Below are 17,391 nucleotides of genomic sequence, written 5' to 3'. Positions count from 1 at the left end.
CGGCGACTCGCCATGGAGGGCGGAGGGCGGCGAACGGGAACTTGTTCCGCTGCGTACGTGAAATAATTACTGGAGTGTGAAAAGATCGGTTTAGATACCTACAGCCGGCGCCGGATGCGTTCGGCCGTCGTCGAACCGACGCCGGCTACGTCCAGCAGGTCCTCCTCGCCGGCCTCGCGGACGGCGTCGACGGAGCCGAACCGCCGGAGCAGGCGCTTTCTGGTCTCGGGGCCGACACCCGCCACCTCGTCGAGCGCCGTCGCCACCTCGTCGCGGACACTCTGGTGGTACTGGACTGCAAAGCGGTGGGCCTCGTCGCGCACGCGCTGGAGTAGGTGGAGGTGGGGGGCGTCGTCGGCGAACCGCTCTACCCCGTCTGGGGTGATCACCAACTCCTCGGCCTTGGCCAGCGCGATGCAGGGCACGTCCCAGCCGGTCTCGTCGAGGGCGTCCATCGCCGCGCCCAACTGGCCCTCGCCGCCGTCGATGAGCAACAGGTCCGGGTCCGGTCGGTCGTCGCGGCCCTCGACGGCGCGTTCGGCGCGCCAGCGGAGCAGTTCGCGCATGTTCGCGTAGTCGTCGTTGCGGTCGGTGAGCTTCTTCCGCCGGTAGCCGGCCTTCTCGGCGCTCCCGCCAACGAAGCACACGTCGCTGCCGACGACGGCCTTCCCCTGTGCGTGGCTCACGTCGAACCCCTCGATGCGCTCTGGCCGACTGATCCCGAGAGCGGCGCCGAGCGCGCCCACGGGATCGTCGGCGCCGCCGACGCCGCTGCGGGCGTTCTTCAGCGCCAGTTCGACCAGCTTTCCCTCCCGGCCGGCGCCGGGGACAGACACGTCGACACCGGCGGTGTCGAGCCAGTCGAGCACGTCCTCGTCGTCGGGGCGCTCGGAGAGCAGGATGGCGTCGGGCAAGTCCCGCTCGGCGTAGTACTGCGTCAGGAACGCCGACAGCAGGGTGGCGACGCGGTCCTCGCCCTCGGGCGCGTCGAGTCGGTGTCGGGAGCGGTCGACCAGTTGGCCGGAGTCGGCGTGCAGTCGGGCGACGGTGGCGTCGTCGCCTTCGACGACCGCCGCGAGCACGTCGACCTCGCGCCGGCCCCCGGGCGAGGAGACCGCTTCGCCGCCGCCACCGTGGAACGCCTCGACGGCTTCGAGGCGGTCCCGGGCGTTGGCCGCCCGCTCGAACTCCTGCTGTTGGGCGGCGCTCTCCATCTCCCGGCGGAGCGGGTCGGCGAGCACGCCCGTTTCACCCTCGAAGAAGCGGATCGCGCTCCGTACGTCCTCGGCGTACCCTTCGGCGTCGATGGCGTCGACGCAGGGCGCCGAACAGAGTCCCATCTCGTGGTCGAGACAGGGCCGGTCGCGGTTGCGGAACTTGTGATCCGAACAGCCCCGCAGGCCGTAGGTCTCGCGGATGGCCTTCACGACCGTCTCGACCTCGCGCTTCCGGGTATACGGGCCGAACACCGTCGCCGCGTCGTCGGGGTCGCGGGTGATCTCGATACGTGGGTAGCGGTGGTCGGTCAGTTGGACCAGCGGGTAGGACTTGTCGTCTTTCAGCCGGACGTTGTAGCGGGGCTGGTGGCGCTTGATCAGGTTCGCCTCCAGCAGCAGCGCTTGGGTCTCGGTGTCGGTGACGGCGGTGTCGATGGCGTCCGCTCGGGCCACCATCCGGCGGATGCGGTCGCTGCGCGGGTCGGCGTAGGAGCGCACACGGCTCCGGATGTCGACGGCCTTGCCGACGTAGAGCACGGTGTCGGCATCGTCGCCGCCTTCGAGGAAGCGGTAGATGCCGGGCTCCCGCGGGAGGTCGCCCGCCCGCTCGCGCACGTCACTCGCGTCCATCTGCCCGAGGTAGGGTGTGGTCGCGTTTCAGCGTGACGCCCGCGGCCGTGTTCGTGAGGGGTCGCTGGTGAGTCGGGAGAACGCGGGGTCGGTCAACGCTGGAAAACGGTCGGTCGTCGAGTCGCTTCGGCTGGGGACGAGGGGCCACACGGCCGGTCGCCACTCGCGTGACAACTCAGTCGTCCGCGTGGGCCATCCCCTGCTCACGGAGGTGGGAGAACGCCGCGTCCGTCTCGGCGACGAACGTGTCGTGGTCGTACTCGTTGCCGTGCAGGAGCGTCGAGAAGTACTCCGTCATGCTGGCGACGTTGACCGCCTCAGACAGCTCAGCGTCCGAGACGCCCGCGAACCGGGCTTCCTCCTTGTGGAAGTACGTACAGTAGCCGCAGTTCATCGCGGTCGCTGCGCTCACGCCGACGAGTGCCTTCTCACGCGGCGTCAGTTCGGTGTCACCGAGGAGGAGGTCACGGAAGATGCCCCAGCTATGGTCGCTGGCCGGTTCCGCGATCTGCTCCATCCATCCGGGTACGTGACCGAGCGTTTCCTCGATCTCGTCAATAGTCTGTTGGGTTGCCATGAGTTGGTGCCCCTCTTTGGGCACGGTATAGTGTACCACAGCCAACGGAATAGCCGTTCAGCCCACACACGGTTCGGGAACCGCCGGATGCAGCGCCGAACGGGGCCACGAGCCGACGACGTTGGGACCTGATGGGGACACAGGATGCCGACCGCCGGCTACAAGCCCCGGCGCGTCGAACGCCGGCCCATGACCCGCGTCTGGCTGGTCGAACGGGACGTCGACAGCCGCAACCTCGTGACGACCACCTACGCCACCCCGGACGGCGAGCGCACGTTCAGCCGGCAGGCCGCGCTCGAATCCCTCGCCCGGCGCGGCGGCCCAACGGCCGCCGTCGACGTGGACGAGGACCGCCTCGAGGCCGTCGGCGACGCCGAGACGGCGGCACGCTACGCGGCGGAGGCCGAGCGCGTCGCCGCCAGTCACGACCCCGACGACAGTCTCTGACGCGCGCTCCCGGAGCCGAAACCCTTTATCGGAAACCGCGGCAAGCCCGGGCATGGCCGCCATCGAACTCGACGGCGTCGACAAGCGGTTCGGCGACGTGCTCGCGGTCGACGGACTGGACCTGACGGTGCCCGAGGGCGAGGTGTTCGGCTTCCTCGGCCCGAACGGCGCCGGCAAGTCGACGACGATCAACCTCCTGCTGGACTTCGTTCGCCCGACGGCCGGCACCGTGCGGGTGCTCGGAATGGACCCACAGGCCGACAGCGTGGCCGTCCGGGAACGCACCGGCGTGCTCCCTGAGGGGTTCTCCACCTACGAGCGCCTCACCGGCAGAGAGCACCTGGAGTTCGCCATCGAGTCGAAGGCCGCCGACGCCGACCCCGACGCGATACTCGAACGGGTCGGCCTCGACGGCGACGGCGACCGGAAGGCCGGCGGCTACTCGAAGGGGATGGCCCAACGCCTCGCGCTCGGGATGGCGCTGATCGGCGAACCGGACCTGTTGATCCTCGACGAACCCTCCTCGGGGCTGGACCCCGCCGGCGCCAAGGAGATGCGCGACATCGTCCGCGAGGAGGCCGACCGCGGCGCGACGGTGTTCTTCTCCAGTCACGTGCTGGGGCAGGTCGAAGCCGTCTGTGACAGCGTCGGCATCATGCGCGACGGAACGCTGGTCGCCCGCGACTCCGTCGAGGGGTTGCGCGAGGCGGTCGGCTCCGGCGCGACGCTGTCGATTACCGCCACCGGCGTCGACGACGACGCGCTCGCGGGCGTTCGTGCCCTCGACGGCGTCGACACCGCGACGGCCGAGGGCGACGCTGTGACGGTGCAGTGTGACCCCGAGGCGAAGACGGCCGTCATCGGCGCGCTGGAGGACGCCGGCGTGGTCGTCGACGACTTCTCGACCCGCGAGTCCTCGCTCGAAGACCTCTTCCTCGCGTACACGGAGGGCGAGACGCCGACCGAGACGCACGGTAGCGGAGGGGACACGGACGACGGTGCCGCCGAGTCGGAGGTGGGCCGATGAGTTGGGAGGCCGTCGCCCGGAAGGACTTCCGTGACGCGGTGCGCTCGCGCTGGCTCTGGGTGCTGTCGGCGCTGTCGGTGCTGGTGTTCGCCGGCGCCGCCATCGGCCGACTCTACGTGGGCGGCCAGGTGGAGAACACCCAAGGGCTGGTCCAGGGGTTCCTCTTCTTCCTGAAACAGGGGACCGCGATCCTACTCCCGCTGACCGCGCTCGTTGTCGCCTACGGCTCGATCACCCGTGAGCGCGAGTCGGGAACGATCAAGCTCCTGCTCTCGCTGCCCCACTCCCGGGACGACGTGGTGATCGGGAAGTTCCTCGGCCGGAGCGGCGTCGTCGCCCTCCCGGTACTGATCGGGTTCCTCGTGGCCTTCCTCGCGTTGCTGCCCGCTGGCTCGGGGCTGGACATCTTCGTCTACGTCCAGTTCGCCCTGCTGACCGCGCTGCTGGGCGTCGTCTTCGTCGGCATCGCCGTCGGTGTCTCGGCGGCCGCGAACACCAACCAACAGGCGCTCGTCGGCGCCGGCGGCCTCTTCGGGCTGTTCTGGTTCCTCTGGAACTTCTTCGTCAGCGGCGTCAACCGTGCGGCGACGGAGCTGTTCGGGCTGTCGACGCCCGAGCAGTTCCGCCTGCGACTGGCGCTGAAGCTACTGAACCCGATCCAGGCGTACAAGACCCTCGTCGACAGCCTGTTCATGAGCGACCTCGAGGCCCGGATCCGGACGTTCAGCCTGCTGTTGGGGATGATCCCGAACCAGCAGGCCGCACAGGCCCTCGGGCCCGAGCTCTCGCCGGTCTTCTCCGACCCGTTCGTGCTGATGGCGATGCTGCTCTGGTTGGTCCTCCCGCTCGCTGTCGGCGTCGTCTGGTTCCGCGACGCGGAGCTGTAAGGCGCTGTTACTGCCCCCTTCGCGGCGTTTCTCTGGGTCGTGTAGAGTCGTGTTACGGGCGGTCCGGGACGGAGCCTACTCAGCCTCGTCCGATCCTACGTTTCGTTGTTCGCACATAACTAATCTTGGCGGCCTACATGGGTTTCCCGCCGGAATCCGGCGAAACCATGACTGACACTACCGAACCGAAGCCGACCGAGAGCGCGGACGAACAGGACCACTCCAGGCGCGGCTTCCTCACCCGATCCGCGTTGACCGGCGGCGCGCTGCTCACCCTCGGCGGGGGTGCCGGCGTCGCGCTCGCCGACGAACACACCGGCGGCGACGGCGCCGGCACGGGCGCGACGTTCGACGACGTCGAGGGAACCGACGTGGACGTGTTGAACTACGCGTTGTCGCTCGAACATCTGGAGAGCGCCTTCTACCAGGAGGCCATGGACACGTTCGACGAGGACGAGTTCCTCGAGGCCGACGCGCTGGAGGACTACACCGAGGAGGACCGCCAGATGGTGTACGGCTTCGTCGAGACCGTCGCCGACCACGAGGCTCAACACGTCGAGGTGCTCACACAGGCCGTTGCACTCCTGGGTGGGGACCCGGCCGACCCGGCCGACTACGACTTCGGCTTCGAGGACGTCGCCGAGTTCATCTCGCTGGCACAGGTGCTCGAGAACACCGGTGTCGCCGCCTACGCGGGCGCCGCCCCGTTCGTCGAGAGCCCCGACCTGCTGGGTGCCGCCCTGTCGATCCACAGCGTCGAGGCACGCCACGCCGCCATGATGAACGCGGTGGCGGGTAGCTCGCCGTTCCCGAACGCGTTCGACCCCGCGAGCTCACAGAGCGAGGTTCTCGACGCCGTCAGCGGGTTCATCGCCGGCGAACCCGAGACCGAAGAGGAGGACGGAGAAGAGACCGACGGAGACGACGAGACGGAAACGCCGGCCGACGAGGAGACGCCGATGGGCAACGAAACGGAGACACCGATGGGCAACGAAACGGAGACACCGATGGGTAACGAGACGGAGACGCCCATGGGCAACGAGACGGAGACACCGATGGGCAACGAGACAGCGGGTAACGGAACAGCCGGTAACGAGACGACAACGACGACCGACGGGAGCTGAATCCCCGGACAGGGAGCTACTCCCGCGCGACGTCGTGGCGGCCGAAGCCGTACCGGAGACGGTTCGCGAGCCGCCGGGCGAACCGTCCCTCCGCGGGCGCACGGGAGCCGAAGCGTTCCGAGAGCGCCTGGTAGATGAGCGGCACCGGCACTTCCTGTTCCAGCGCCTCCTGCACCGTCCACGTCCCCGTCGAGCCGCCGGCGACGTGGTCGGCCACGTCGCCGAGGTCGTTGCCCTCCTCGCGGAACGCCTCCTCACAGAGTTCGAGCAGCCACGAGCGGATCACGGCGCCGTTGTTCCACGTCCGGGCGACCGACTCCAGATCGAGGTCGTAGCGGCCGTTCGCGAGCAGTTCGAACCCTTCGCCGTAGGTCTGCATCAGCGCGTACTCGACGCCGTTGTGGACCATCTTGACGTAGTGGCCCGAGCCGGCGGGGCCCATCCGGTCGTGGCCGGCGTTCCCGGTGGCGACGGCGTCGAACACCGGGACCAGTTCCTCGTAGGCCCACTCGGGGCCACCGACCATCAGCGAGAAGCCGAGGTGGGCGCCGGCGGGCCCGCCGGAAGTGCCACAGTCGAGGTAGGCGGCCTCGGTGGTCTCCGCGCGGCGCACCGACGCCTCGAAGTGGGAGTTGCCGCCGTCGACGACCACGTCGTCGGCGTCGAGGTGCGGTTCGAGGTCGTCGAGCGTGGCGTCGACGGGGTCGCCCGCGGGCACCATCAGCCAGATGCGTTTCTCCTCGCCGAGGCGGTCACAGAGGTCCGCGACGCTGTCGGCCGCCGTCGCGCCGGCTTCGGCGGCTTCGGCGGTCGCCTCCGCGCTCAGGTCGAACGCGACCACGTCGTGGCCCGCGTCGAGGCTCCGGTCGACGACGATCTGTCCCATCCGGCCGAGTCCGATGACGCCGAGTTCCATATCCGAGGCTGTGAGGGGAGGGGTGTAGCCGTTGCGGTCCGGTGGCGGGGCTCGCCGGTCGGTCCCCCCGGCCGGCTACTCCGTTCCCTCCTCACCCTCGCCGTACCGGACCGACCCCCAGAGGTCCGGATGCGGGTCCAGCGCGTCGTCGGCGTCGACGCGGTCGAGCGCGGTCTGCGCAGCGTCGGCGGCGTCGTCGAGGATCGTTTCGAGCCCCGGCGCGTCGGGTGCGACGACCTCGCCGTCGCGCAGTCGGACCACGCCGTCGGCCATGACGAACGACACGTCGCCGCCGTCTGCGTAGTTGACCACCCGCGGAACGGCGCCGTCGGCGCCGAGGTCGGGGCCGAGTTTCGCCGAGCGGCGGTCCACCGCGATCACGTCGGCGCGCGTGCCGGCGGCGAGCGAGCCGACCTCGTCGGCCATCCCGAGCGCCGCCGCGGCGTCGACGGTCATCGACTCCAGCACGCGCCCGGCCGGGAGCAGGCTGGTGTCGCCGTGGTACGACCGCTGGAGTTGGGCGGCGATCCGGCCCTGCGAGAGTAGGTCGAACGAGCGGTCCGGCGCGCTGCCGTCGGTGGAGACGGCGACGGTGACGCCCTGCTCCATCGCCTCAGTGACGGGGAAGCGGTCCCACGCGTAGGCGTGAGTCAGCGGGCCGGTGGAGGCCGCGACGCCGTTCTCGGCCATGAGCGCCACCTCCTCGCTGCTGATCCCCGCACAGTGGGCCAGCGAGAGCCGCTCGGAGAGGATATCCGCGTCGACGTCGGCCGCCGCGGCGACCTCGCCCACGTAGGCGTGGGCGTGAATCGGCAGGCCCTCGCGTTCGGCGAGGTCGGCAACCGCCCGGATCTGCTCGACGCTGGCGTCTGTCGCTTGGCCGTCGTCGTCCATCTCCGGGACGAGCGAGGAGGGAGCGACGGCGACTCGGATCCGCCCGCCGGCGGCGCCGTCGAGGTCGTCGACGACGGCTTCGGTGGTCGCCATCGCGCGATCGAGATCGATGGTCGTCTCGGTTCCCGTGTCCGGGTCCGTCGCCTCGACGGGGAGGCCGTCCGGCGGGCCGACGGCGACGACGTGGCGCAGGCCGAACTCGCGGTAGCCCGTCGCCGCCGCCGCGGCGAACTTCGGGTCGTCCGCGCGGGGCATCGAGCCGACGTAGGAGAGCGAGGTGGTGACGCCGGCGCGGAGCCGTTCGAGCGCGGCGAGTCGGCTCTCGGCCGCCCAGAAATCGGTGCCGGAGCCGTGGAAGTAGATACGCTTGACGAGGTCGAGCCAGTCGTCGCCGCGGCCGTCGACGAGCCCTTTGGTGAGGCTGTGGCCGGCGTGGCCGTGGCTGTCGACCAGCCCCGGAAGGAGGACGTGGTCGTCGAGGTCGATTCGGTCGGCGTCGGGGTTGTCGGCGACGATGTCGTCGCGCGGGCCGACGGCGACGATTGTGTCGTCAGCAACGAGGACGGCGCCCGGGTCGAGGACGCGGCGGTCGGCGTCGACGGTGACGACGGTGCCGCCGGCGAGGACGGTTGGAGCCATGACTGGCGATTGGGTCGAGGCCTCCTGAATCTTCGTACGGTCGGCGGGGGGTCCACGGCCTATCGTGGCGTCGGAACGTCGCCGCGGTTCAGAGCTACCGTGGCGTCGGAACGTCGCCGCGGTTCAGAGCTACCGTGGCGTCGGAACGTCGCCGCAGTCCAGAACTACCGTGGCGTCGGAACGTCGCCGCGGTTCAGAGCTACCGTGGCGTCGGAACGTCGCCGCAGTCCAGAACTACCGTGGCGTCGGAACGTCGCCGCGGTTCAGAGCTACCGTGGCGTCAGATCGATGGTGACCCGCGGCGCGTACAGCGGCTTCTGCCGGTAGAGGTAGAGCGCGATGAGGCCGTTGACGAGGAACTCGACCACGGCGACCACGTCCGGGAACAGCAGGACCCGGAACGTGGCGAACACCGTCGCGAGGCCGAACAGCGCCAGCCCCGCGAACCACGCCCAGCGCTCGACGATCCAGAGGCCGTACACCGTGTACGTCTGGAGGACGGCAAGGAGGATCACGAGGAGGCCGAGCACGGTCGCGGCGGTACTCGACATCCAGATCAGCCGGATGCCCTGGACGAACGCCACCAGTGACGCCAGCGTGGCGAACACGGCGAGAACCTTCACGCCGAGCGGCGCGGCGTCGCTCTGGCGCATCTCGGTGACCATGTCGAGGCGGTAGATCACGCTCTCCTTGTGGTAGGCGTCGTAGCGGGCCTGCGTACCGGGAGTGTAGATCGGCCGCTGGTGGTAGATGTAGCCCGCGGTGACGAGGTTGACCAGCACGTAGCCCAGCGACAGCAGGCTGAGTTTGAGGACGAAGATCAACAGAGCGACGGCGGCGGCGGCGCCGAACAGCCCCACGCCGGCGTACCACGCCCACGGTTTGAGGCGGCGCAGCCCCAGTGCGACGACAGCGGAGGCCGCGGTGAGGCCGATCAACGCGCCCGCGATGACGGCGGTGTACATGCCGTCGCCGTCGAGCAGCCAGCGAAGCAGGTAGTGGCCGGCGAACAGCGCGGCGAACAGCGCCGAGAGCGCCATGAGCGCCGAGATGACCGTCACCCCCAGCGGGGGCGTGTACGTCTGCTGGGCCTGCCCACTCATCGGTTCGTCGGGGCTACTCCGGACTCGGCGAAAAAGCCGGGGGGTGGTCGTGACGCTCCCGCGGGTATTTTGCCGCCGCCAATCGACCCACGGGCATGGACGAACGCATCCACGAACACGCGAAGACGTTGGTCGACTGGAGCGCCCGGATCGAGGCCGGCGACGACGTGGTGCTCTCGGTCTCGGAGGGTGCCCACGACCTCGCCGTCGCCGTCGCCGAGGAGGTCGGCGCCCGCGACGCCAACGTGCTCACGCTGTACGACTCAGACGAGGTGGACCGCGCTCACACGCGAGCCCACGGCGGCGAGTTCGACGAGGACCCCGAGTTCGAGCGCGCCCTCTACGAGAACGCCGACTCGGTACTCCGCCTCGGTGGGGGCCGCAACACGACAGCCAGCGCCGACGTGCCGTCGGAGAAGCGCCAGGCCAAACGCCGGTCCCGGTCGGGCATCCGCGAGGCCCGGATGGACACCGACTGGGTGTCGACGGTCCACCCGACGCGCTCGCTGGCCCAGCAGGCCGGCATGAGCTACGAGGCCTACCAGGAGTTCGTCTACGAGGCCGTGCTCCGGGACTGGGAGGAACTGGCCGACGAGATGGCGAAGATGAAGGAGCTACTCGACGCCGGGAGCGAGGTCCGACTGGTCAAGGAGGACACCGACCTCACGATGTCCATCGAGGGGCGCACGGCGGTCAACTCCGCGGCCAGCGTCGCCTACGACTCCCACAACCTCCCCTCCGGCGAGGTGTTCACCGCGCCCTACGCGACCGAAGGCGAGGTGTTCTTCGACGTGCCGATGACGATCAACAGCCAGCGCGTGCGGAACGTCCACCTGACCTTCGAGGACGGCGAGGTCGTCGACTTCTCCGCCGAGCAGAACGAGTCGGTCATCGCCGACGTGCTCGACACCGACGAGGGCGCGAAGCGACTCGGCGAACTCGGGATCGGGATGAACCGCGGGATCGACCAGTTCACCGACAGCATCCTCTTCGACGAGAAGATGGGCGACACCGTCCACCTCGCGGTCGGGCGGGCCTACGGCTCGAACTTCCCGCCGGGCCACGAGGACGAGGCGAACGACTCGGCGGTCCACGTCGACATGATCACGGACGTGAGCGAGGACTCGCGGATGGAGGTCGACGGCGAAGTGGTTCAGCGAAACGGGACGTTCCGCTGGGAGGACGGGTTCGAGGGATAGGCGGGGAGGTCTGCTGTTTCTGAGTATTTCGCGGAACCCGTGAACAGCACCGCGGAGTGAGCATGACTTCTGGGACCGCACCGCGACGTACAGCCCTCAACCCTCCCCAACCGACTCGCTCCCAGTCGGTCGCTCCTCCCTCGCACGCTCGTTCGTGCCCGGAGGCACTCACGTCGCGCGCCACAGCCGCCGTAGTGTGGATGTGGTGGACGCCTCGCGGTCGCCGACGATCGGCGACCGCTGGGGGAGGGGCGGGGAATCGGCGCTGCGCCGGGCCTTGTGCCCGGCGCACTGCGGTCCCAGAGTCCATGTGTCGAGTGCTGTCGCCGTCACAGTCGCCGTCCGTGCTGCCGAAACTCACACTCACCCGAGAAACCGATCGAACGAACAGCGGCCATGGACGTTTTCAGGCCCACACCACAACCACGAGCCATGCCCGAGTTCGACGCCGACGCCATCGCGCCGACGCTCCGACTGCTCTACCAGTCCGGCGTGGGAATCGCCCCCAGCGGCATCGCCGCCAACCTCGACGATCGGATGGACGACCCGCCCGCCAGAGCGTCGGTCCTGAACGCCGTCCGCGAACTCTCGGAGGCGGACTACCTCCGCTCGATCAGCGACGTGGAGTCCTGTTACGTCATCACCGAGCACGGTCGTGACTACGTCGAGAGCGAACTCGACGACGAGGCGCTGGGACTGCACTGACCGGCCGGCCGTCGCCGGTCACTCGGCTTCGTGGACGTGCCCGCACTCCGGGCACTTGACCTCCTCGCCGCGGACCTCCGCCGACGCCTCCCGCACCTCGCGCATCACCCGCGATATCTCGTCTTCGGCCTGGAGTTCCTCCTCGACGGAGAGGTCGACGCCCTCGACCTCCAGCAGGAACTTCGCGATCTCGGTCACCTCGTACATCGTCTCGTCCAGTTCCTCGGCGGTGTAAAAGCCCGACATCGCGCCGTAGAGGAACGTTGCGCCGGCCTTGGTGACTTTCTCCTCGAAGGAGGCCCGCGCCTGGTTCACGGCTTGAGGGGTGTAGGTGTCGGTCATGAAGGGCACCAGCCGAGGGAGGTTCTGGCCGATCTTGGTCATCTCCACGCCGGTCTCGGTGCGGAAGTCCGCACAGAGTCGGGCGATGGCCCACTCGCGTGCGGTGATGTACGTCCGGTCGCGTAGGAACTCGTTGACGCGGTCGTAGTCCGCCCGGTCCATCTTGGTGAAGCGAGCGTACTCCTGTACGTCCTCGGGCACGTCCTCGGCCGCGGGTTCGCGCTCCGTCGCGGGCCCGCCGTCGCGGTCGGTCGCCGGGTCACTGCCGCGCTCGTCCGTCGGGTCCGCCGTGTCGCCGGCCGGTGACTCCTGCTCGCCGGTCGCTGCGTCGTCGGCGCCGCCGGGTGGCGTCGGGTCCTCGCTCATGTCCCCACCTGACACAGCCACGGACATAGGGCTACTCCTCCGTGGCCGGGCAGTCGGGGCGACGCCGGCCCACGGTCGCCCACGGGGTTTATCAGGAGCGGGGGCGTCCGCCCCGCCATGCACGTGCTGCTCGGGATCGGCGGGAGCGACGACTCTATCGAGGCGTTGGAGGCGGTCGTGGCCCGCGCGGCCGCCGTCGGCGACGATCTCACCGTCGCCATCGTCGAGAACCCCCGTTCGCCCCGCTCGCGCGAGGAGATCGCCGACCGCGTCGCGGCCGAGTTGGCTGACGCCGGGATCGACGCCGAGATCCGGCAGGTCGAGGGCGACCCCGGGAGCGAACTGGTCGACATCGCCGAGCGCGAGGGGTTCGACGAGATCGCGCTGGGCGGCGGCCAGACCAGCCCGATGGGGAAGATCAACGTCGGCAGCATCGCGGAGTTCGTCCTGTTGAACGCCCGAACGACGGTCAGGCTGATCCGGTGAGCATGACGGGACCAGAGCGCTACCCCGACGACCCCGCCGACGAGTTCCCGGCGCCGCCCCGGACCGTCGAGGACGCCGAGGGGCGGGCCATCGAACTCAGGGCGTACGACGACAGCGAGGACGACCGTGCGGCCCTGGAGGCGATGTACGAGGCGTTCGACCCCGCCGACCGCGCACAGGGGATCCCCCCGAGCAGGCCGGCGAAACTGGCCGAGTGGCTCGACCGGATCCTCCAGACGAACTGCTGTAACGTCTTCGCGTGGGACGGCGACGAGGTGGTCGGCCACGCGACGCTGGTGCCCGAGAACGGTCCGGAGTCACCCTACGAACTGGCCATCTTCGTCCTGCAGTCACACCAGGGCGTCGGCATCGGAACGGCGCTGATCGAGTCGATCCTCGGCCACGGCGCCGCCCGCGGTATCTCGAAGGTGTGGCTGACCGTGGAACGCTGGAACCGACCCGCGGTGGGGCTCTACCAGAAGATCGGGTTCGAGACGACCGACGCCGAGAGCTTCGAGTTGGAGATGGCGATCCGACTCGACGCCGCGGACGCCGCGGCTCAGACCGAGAGTACCGGCTGACTCGCGTAGCGCAGGACGTACTCGGCGGTTTTCTCCAACACGGCCGCACGGCTCCCAGTCTGGGGCTCGCGCGGGACGACGAGGAAGTCCGCGCCGGCGTCCTCGGCGGTGTCGAGTACGACGCTCCCGGGGTGTTGGCTCAGGCGGTCCGTCGAGAACCCCGAGACGGTCTCGGTGTCGATGGGGACGCCGGCGTCGGCGGCGATCTCTTCGGCGGTGTCGGCGTACTCCTCGGTCTCGGTGGTCGCCGTGGCGCCCTCGGGGAGCACGTAGACGACGTGAACCGCGGCGCCGTAGGCGTCGGCGACGCCGACCGCGTACTCGACGGCGCGGGTCGACTCCTCGCTACCGTCGACGGCCACGAGCACGAGATCGAACGGCTTCATGGGTGGGAGTCCGGCCGGCCACTCAAAACCGTTTCCGTGCGAGGTCGGGGCAACGCGGGGGCGGAACGTGAGCGGAACGGTCGACGGTGAGTCAGAGCGACTCGGCCACGTCCTCGGCGAAGTAGGTGAGGATCAGGTCCGCGCCGGCACGCTTGATCGACAGCAGCGACTCGTGGGCGACCGCATCGAGGTCGAGCCACCCGTTCTCGGCGGCGGCGTGGAGCATCGCGTACTCCCCCGAGACGTTGTAGGCGGCGACGGGGTGGTCGTGTTCCCGGCGCACGTCGGCGACCACGTCGAGGTACGGCAGCGCGGGCTTGACCATCAGCACGTCGGCGCCCTCCTCGACGTCCAGTGCGACCTCGCGGCGGGCTTCCCGGGCGTTGGCGGGGTCCATCTGGTAGTGTCGGCGGTCGCCGAAACTGGGCGCGCCGTCGGCGGCGTCGCGGAACGGGCCGTAGAAGGAGGACTCGTACTTGGCGGCGTAGGACATGATCGGGAGGTTCCGGAACCCCGCAGCGTCGAGGCCATCGCGGATCGAACCGACCATGCCGTCGAGGCTGGCGGAGGGAGCGACCATGTCCGCGCCGGCCTCGGCGTGGGAGACGGCGGTTTCGGCGAGCAGTTCGACGCTCTCGTCGTTCTCGACGGTGAGGTGGGGGTCCGCCGCGGCATCATCCTCGACGATCCCGCAGTGGCCGTGCTCGGTGTACTCACAGAGACAGACGTCGGTGATGACGTAGGCGTCGGTCTCCTCGGTGATCGCTCGGACCGCGCGCTGGACGACGCCGTTCTCGGCGTAGGCACGAGTCCCACGGCCGTCCTTGAACTCCGGAATCCCGAAGATCATGACCGCCTCGACACCGGTGGCGAGCACCTCCTCGACGCGGGAAACGGCGTCCTCGACAGGGACGCGCTCGTGGCCGGGCATCGTCTCGATGGGGACGCGTTCGTCGGCGGTGGCGTCGACGAACACGGGCGCGATCAGGTCGGATGAAGAGAGACTCGTTTCGGCGACGAGCGAGCGGACGCCGTCGGCCCGCAGGCGGCGTGGGCGCCGGGCGTCGTCGCGGCCGGGTCGAGGGGTATGGTCCATGCCGGAAGCAGACGCCCCGGCGGCAAAACCGCGTCGCTCCCGGGTACCCCGGCCGGCGTTCTTAACCGACTGGATCGCATATTGGGCGGTATGCAGTGCCATTACTGCGAGGACGACGCCGTCTACGCCGCCGAGACGGGGGGGATCAAAGTCGGCCTCTGTGAGGACCACTTCCAGCAGCGCGTCGAGGAACTCGCCGACGACGAGCGGTTGGAAGCGCTTCGCGAGCAGACCGAGATCGACCGCGCCGAGTAGCCCTACCAGAGCACGTCGACGCCGAACACGTACAGCGCCGCGAGCGCCGACTCGAACAACAGCGTCCCGAGCGCCGAGAGCACGACGAACCGTGTCGTCTCCATTTTCGCGAGGCCGGCCGGCACCGTGAGCATCCCGCGAGTGAACAGCATCGCGTTACTGCCGGTGACCGCCGGGCCCCCCCAGCGGTCGAACCAGCCGTCGAAGCGGGTCAGCGTGCGGTCGCTCACCCGGAACCAGCGGTTCTGCAGGAGGTACTCGCGGCCGGCGCGTTTGGCGACCGTAAAGAGCGCGACCTGCCCGACCGTGGCGCCCAGCACCGCGACCCCGAGCAGCGGGATCAGTTCCTCGGGCCCGTGGCCCAACAGCGCCAGCGATCCCGGGACGAGCAGTTCGCTCGGGACGAAGTACATCAACATCGCCCCCTCCAGCACGAACACGCCGAAGAGGACGACGTACGCCCACTCCGAGTTCAGCAGCGACTGGAGCCAACCGGGCATCTCGGCGACGATTCCCTCGTTCACGGCCGGCGTTACCGCGGTCGTGGGTAAATCAGTTACCCTCACGCTCAGGGGAGTTCGACCGGTTCGGGGAGCCGTGCACGTACTCGCTCCCACGCGCCCCGGGGCAGGCCGTCGACGGCCAAGTCGGTCTCGTGGGCGTCGGTGCCGCCGGTCGCCAGCAGGTCGTGATCGGCGATCGCGGCCTCGACGGGGCGGGGGTCGAGGGCCTCGGCGTCGTCCGGCGAGACCGGGCGGTCGTAGGGGTAGTACCGCTCGACGGCGTCCAGATCGGCGGCCAGTTCGAGCGCGGCCCCGGGGTCGTCGTAGCGCAGCGGGTGGGCGAGGCCGACGAACGCGCAGGCCTCCTCCAAGAGTTCGCGGCCGGTCGTGAAGTCGGGGACCTCACGGGCGACGAAGCAGGGGCCGTCGTCGCCGATCAGGTCGTCGAACACCTCGCTCACGGTGCCGTAGTCGGCCTCGCTCTCGACGACGGCGCGGGCGATGTGGGGTCGGCCGAGCCCCTCGTGGGGCTCGATCCCGAGGTCGACGCCGAGTTCGGCCTCGACGTTCTCGACGATGCGCCGGCCGCGGTCGATCCGGTCCTGCTGGAGGCGCTCGACCTCGGCGGTCAGCGCCTCGGTCTCGGAGAGGCCGTAGCCGAGCAGGTCGACTCGCTCCTCGCCGGCGTCGACGCGGAGTTCGATGCCGCGGACGACGAGCAGGCCGTCACGGCGCTCGACGGGGACCGAGAGTTCGGGGTGGTAGCGGTCGTGGTCGGTGACGGCGACGGCGTCCAACCCCTCTTGGCGGGCGGTGTCGACGAGTGCCGGCAGCGAGAAGGTACCGTCGGAGACGGTGGTGTGGGCGTGGAGGTCAGCAACGACGCTCATTGGTGGGAATCTGTCGGCCGCGAGAGAAACCGCTTGCGATGTGACCGCTCAGCCGTCGATCCACTCGACGGCGTCCCCGAGGTCGAGCGGGAGGCCGCCCTTCCGGTAGGCCTCGATCCGACCGGATGGACGGAGCCGGAACACGACCGCCGGGCGGTGACGGACCTCCGGCTGCTCGCCGGCGATGGCCATCCAGTCGTCGTCGGGGAACGACGAGCAGTCGACGAACAGCGTCACGCCGCCGCCGTGTTCCTCCAGTTGGCCGGTGGACTTCGTCTGGGCGGTCTCGCGGATCGCCGTGATCGGCGACCCCGCCGAGCGGTGTTTGGGCGGGAGCGGCCGGGTCACCTCGACCAGCGTCGTCTCGGCGTCACCGGGACGGCTGGCACGGTAGTCGATGGAGTGACCCGTGGTGACCGCGGCCTCGGGGGCGATGTCGTAGCCGGCTTGGAGGAGGAGGTAGGCGGCGTTGAACTCCCCCATCGTCGCCGACATCCGGGTGAGGTCCATCGTCTCTGAGGTGCCGAGCTTCCCCGCCATCGTCTCGCGGTACTCGTCGAGGGCGCCGCCGGCGAGCAGGTCCTCGTAGAACGCGAGCACCTCGTCCCGGTCGGCGTCGGGGAACCCCGCGGCGTACTCCGCGAAGAACGCGCGGGTGGTCTCGCGGCCGTCCTTCGAGAGGAACACCGGGAGGAAGAACCACGCGAGGTGCGGGTAGTCCTCGAGCCACGGCGACTCGTCGGTGAGTTGGGCGAGCAGTTCCCGCTCGGCCCACCGGCGGACGCCGTAGGGCACCTCGTCGAACCCCTGTTTGTCGGTGCGCCAGAGCGAGGAGGGCGTCTCAGTGTTGCCCAGCCAGTAGCCGGCGTCGTCGTTCCAGCAGAACAGCGCGGTGTCGCCGTTGTCCATGTCGAAGCGCACCGCGTCGAACCCCTGTGGCGCCTTGTACCAGGGATCGCCCATCGTGGCGCCGATGTTGGCCTGCAGGGCCTGCAGGAGCTCGTTGCGGACGCGCGCCTCGGACCACGAGCCGGGGGCGTATCGGAACCGAAGCGGCTTTGCCACACGCCCTATCGGCGGGCCGACGGTTTACGTACTGCGATGCGATCCGTCGACAACCG

Annotated in this window: 20 protein-coding genes; 9 read left to right on the top strand and 11 right to left on the bottom strand. The window is 69.6% G+C overall.

Going from position 1 to position 17,391, the window contains the following annotated elements:
- Positions 1-98: 98 nt before the first annotated feature.
- Positions 99-1,847: an excinuclease ABC subunit C gene (locus NO998_RS13270; protein WP_267647725.1), complete on the bottom strand. Its 1,749-nt coding sequence runs from the start codon at positions 1,845-1,847 to the stop codon at positions 99-101.
- Between the two features lie 175 nt (positions 1,848-2,022).
- On the bottom strand, positions 2,023-2,424 hold the full coding sequence (locus tag NO998_RS13265; protein ID WP_345781138.1) for a carboxymuconolactone decarboxylase family protein: 402 nt from the start codon (positions 2,422-2,424) through the stop codon (positions 2,023-2,025).
- 189 nt (positions 2,425-2,613) lie between these two features.
- On the opposite strand from NO998_RS13265, the gene NO998_RS13260 reads away from it, so the two are divergent.
- The 4 genes from NO998_RS13260 (at position 2,614) to NO998_RS13245 (ending at position 5,909) form a co-directional block, all read left to right on the top strand.
- Positions 2,614-2,871: a DUF7967 family protein gene (locus NO998_RS13260; RefSeq protein WP_267647723.1), complete on the top strand. Its 258-nt coding sequence runs from the start codon at positions 2,614-2,616 to the stop codon at positions 2,869-2,871.
- Between the two features lie 52 nt (positions 2,872-2,923).
- Entirely contained in the window at positions 2,924-3,898 is a 975-nt protein-coding gene (locus tag NO998_RS13255) for an ABC transporter ATP-binding protein (protein WP_267647722.1), read from the top strand.
- Positions 3,895-4,785 (top strand): ABC transporter permease, encoded by an 891-nt coding sequence (locus NO998_RS13250; protein WP_267647721.1) that lies wholly within the window; start codon positions 3,895-3,897, stop codon positions 4,783-4,785. The genes NO998_RS13255 and NO998_RS13250 overlap by 4 nt, the downstream gene beginning before the upstream one ends.
- Positions 4,786-4,952: 167 nt before the next feature.
- Positions 4,953-5,909 carry a ferritin-like domain-containing protein gene (locus NO998_RS13245; RefSeq protein WP_267647720.1) on the top strand — a complete coding sequence of 319 codons (957 nt, stop codon included), beginning with the start codon at positions 4,953-4,955 and terminating at the stop codon, positions 5,907-5,909.
- Between the two features lie 16 nt (positions 5,910-5,925).
- On the opposite strand, the gene gnd is transcribed toward NO998_RS13245, so the two are convergent.
- From gnd to NO998_RS13230, 3 genes are all read right to left on the bottom strand, one after another.
- Entirely contained in the window at positions 5,926-6,825 is a 900-nt protein-coding gene (gene gnd, locus NO998_RS13240) for a phosphogluconate dehydrogenase (NAD(+)-dependent, decarboxylating) (protein WP_267647719.1), read from the bottom strand.
- Positions 6,826-6,900: 75 nt separating this feature from the next.
- A complete protein-coding gene (locus NO998_RS13235; protein WP_267647718.1) occupies positions 6,901-8,358 on the bottom strand; it encodes an amidohydrolase family protein in 1,458 nt (485 codons plus the stop codon).
- A gap of 269 nt (positions 8,359-8,627) precedes the next feature.
- Entirely contained in the window at positions 8,628-9,461 is an 834-nt protein-coding gene (locus NO998_RS13230) for a hypothetical protein (RefSeq protein WP_267647717.1), read from the bottom strand.
- Between the two features lie 95 nt (positions 9,462-9,556).
- Here NO998_RS13230 and NO998_RS13225 point away from each other — a divergent pair, with 95 nt between their 5' ends.
- Complete coding sequence (locus NO998_RS13225) at positions 9,557-10,660, top strand: aminopeptidase (protein WP_267647716.1); 1,104 nt, start codon at positions 9,557-9,559, stop codon at positions 10,658-10,660.
- 432 nt (positions 10,661-11,092) lie between these two features.
- On the top strand, positions 11,093-11,365 hold the full coding sequence (locus NO998_RS13220; protein WP_267647714.1) for a hypothetical protein: 273 nt from the start codon (positions 11,093-11,095) through the stop codon (positions 11,363-11,365).
- Between the two features lie 18 nt (positions 11,366-11,383).
- On the opposite strand, the gene NO998_RS13215 is transcribed toward NO998_RS13220, so the two are convergent.
- On the bottom strand, positions 11,384-12,073 hold the full coding sequence (locus tag NO998_RS13215) for a DUF5806 family protein (RefSeq protein WP_267647713.1): 690 nt from the start codon (positions 12,071-12,073) through the stop codon (positions 11,384-11,386).
- A 117-nt stretch (positions 12,074-12,190) separates the two neighbouring features.
- On the opposite strand from NO998_RS13215, the gene NO998_RS13210 reads away from it, so the two are divergent.
- Together NO998_RS13210 and NO998_RS13205 are read left to right on the top strand one after the other, a co-directional pair.
- A complete protein-coding gene (locus NO998_RS13210; protein WP_267647712.1) occupies positions 12,191-12,559 on the top strand; it encodes a universal stress protein in 369 nt (122 codons plus the stop codon).
- A 2-nt stretch (positions 12,560-12,561) separates the two neighbouring features.
- Positions 12,562-13,140, top strand: a complete 579-nt coding sequence (locus NO998_RS13205; RefSeq protein WP_267647711.1) for a GNAT family N-acetyltransferase — start codon at positions 12,562-12,564, stop codon at positions 13,138-13,140.
- Here the strand turns inward: NO998_RS13205 and NO998_RS13200 are convergent.
- Complete coding sequence (locus NO998_RS13200) at positions 13,119-13,526, bottom strand: universal stress protein (protein ID WP_267647710.1); 408 nt, start codon at positions 13,524-13,526, stop codon at positions 13,119-13,121. The two genes, NO998_RS13205 and NO998_RS13200, sit on opposite strands and share 22 nt — an antisense overlap.
- 91 nt (positions 13,527-13,617) lie before the next feature.
- Complete coding sequence (gene hemB / locus NO998_RS13195; protein WP_267647709.1) at positions 13,618-14,622, bottom strand: porphobilinogen synthase; 1,005 nt, start codon at positions 14,620-14,622, stop codon at positions 13,618-13,620.
- A gap of 90 nt (positions 14,623-14,712) precedes the next feature.
- Between hemB and NO998_RS13190 the strand changes: the two genes are divergently transcribed.
- Positions 14,713-14,877, top strand: a complete 165-nt coding sequence (locus NO998_RS13190; protein WP_267647708.1) for a DUF6757 family protein — start codon at positions 14,713-14,715, stop codon at positions 14,875-14,877.
- A gap of 2 nt (positions 14,878-14,879) precedes the next feature.
- Here NO998_RS13190 and NO998_RS13185 read toward each other — a convergent pair whose 3' ends face one another.
- The 3 genes from NO998_RS13185 to NO998_RS13175 all read right to left on the bottom strand — a co-directional run bounded on the left by NO998_RS13185 (position 14,880) and on the right by NO998_RS13175 (position 17,335).
- Positions 14,880-15,377, bottom strand: coding sequence for a DedA family protein (locus NO998_RS13185; RefSeq protein ID WP_267647969.1), 498 nt, complete (start codon positions 15,375-15,377; stop codon positions 14,880-14,882).
- Between the two features lie 68 nt (positions 15,378-15,445).
- The gene (locus NO998_RS13180) at positions 15,446-16,270 is read right to left on the bottom strand and encodes a PHP domain-containing protein (RefSeq protein WP_267647706.1); all 825 of its coding nucleotides are present in this window, start codon (positions 16,268-16,270) and stop codon (positions 15,446-15,448) included.
- A gap of 48 nt (positions 16,271-16,318) precedes the next feature.
- Complete coding sequence (locus NO998_RS13175; protein ID WP_267647705.1) at positions 16,319-17,335, bottom strand: DUF5784 family protein; 1,017 nt, start codon at positions 17,333-17,335, stop codon at positions 16,319-16,321.
- Positions 17,336-17,391: the final 56 nt, after the last annotated feature.

Source organism: Halolamina litorea, assembly GCF_026616205.1.
GTDB classification, from domain to species: Archaea; Halobacteriota; Halobacteria; order Halobacteriales; family Haloferacaceae; genus Halolamina; species Halolamina litorea.
This window is presented reverse-complemented; position numbering and strand designations above follow the sequence as displayed.

Coding starts and splice junctions, on each gene's coding strand:
- NO998_RS13185 (WP_267647969.1), bottom strand. CDS start 15,377: ATGCCCGGTTGGCTCCAGTCGCTGCTGAACTCGGAGTGGGCGTACGTC.
- NO998_RS13200 (WP_267647710.1), bottom strand. CDS start 13,526: ATGAAGCCGTTCGATCTCGTGCTCGTGGCCGTCGACGGTAGCGAGGAG.
- NO998_RS13215 (WP_267647713.1), bottom strand. CDS start 12,073: ATGAGCGAGGACCCGACGCCACCCGGCGGCGCCGACGACGCAGCGACC.
- NO998_RS13190 (WP_267647708.1), top strand. CDS start 14,713: ATGCAGTGCCATTACTGCGAGGACGACGCCGTCTACGCCGCCGAGACG.
- NO998_RS13270 (WP_267647725.1), bottom strand. CDS start 1,847: ATGGACGCGAGTGACGTGCGCGAGCGGGCGGGCGACCTCCCGCGGGAG.
- NO998_RS13245 (WP_267647720.1), top strand. CDS start 4,953: ATGACTGACACTACCGAACCGAAGCCGACCGAGAGCGCGGACGAACAG.
- NO998_RS13250 (WP_267647721.1), top strand. CDS start 3,895: ATGAGTTGGGAGGCCGTCGCCCGGAAGGACTTCCGTGACGCGGTGCGC.
- gnd (WP_267647719.1), bottom strand. CDS start 6,825: ATGGAACTCGGCGTCATCGGACTCGGCCGGATGGGACAGATCGTCGTC.
- NO998_RS13230 (WP_267647717.1), bottom strand. CDS start 9,461: ATGAGTGGGCAGGCCCAGCAGACGTACACGCCCCCGCTGGGGGTGACG.
- NO998_RS13205 (WP_267647711.1), top strand. CDS start 12,562: ATGACGGGACCAGAGCGCTACCCCGACGACCCCGCCGACGAGTTCCCG.
- NO998_RS13255 (WP_267647722.1), top strand. CDS start 2,924: ATGGCCGCCATCGAACTCGACGGCGTCGACAAGCGGTTCGGCGACGTG.
- NO998_RS13180 (WP_267647706.1), bottom strand. CDS start 16,270: ATGAGCGTCGTTGCTGACCTCCACGCCCACACCACCGTCTCCGACGGT.
- NO998_RS13220 (WP_267647714.1), top strand. CDS start 11,093: ATGCCCGAGTTCGACGCCGACGCCATCGCGCCGACGCTCCGACTGCTC.
- NO998_RS13210 (WP_267647712.1), top strand. CDS start 12,191: ATGCACGTGCTGCTCGGGATCGGCGGGAGCGACGACTCTATCGAGGCG.
- NO998_RS13235 (WP_267647718.1), bottom strand. CDS start 8,358: ATGGCTCCAACCGTCCTCGCCGGCGGCACCGTCGTCACCGTCGACGCC.
- NO998_RS13225 (WP_267647716.1), top strand. CDS start 9,557: ATGGACGAACGCATCCACGAACACGCGAAGACGTTGGTCGACTGGAGC.
- NO998_RS13260 (WP_267647723.1), top strand. CDS start 2,614: ATGACCCGCGTCTGGCTGGTCGAACGGGACGTCGACAGCCGCAACCTC.
- hemB (WP_267647709.1), bottom strand. CDS start 14,622: ATGGACCATACCCCTCGACCCGGCCGCGACGACGCCCGGCGCCCACGC.
- NO998_RS13265 (WP_345781138.1), bottom strand. CDS start 2,424: ATGGCAACCCAACAGACTATTGACGAGATCGAGGAAACGCTCGGTCAC.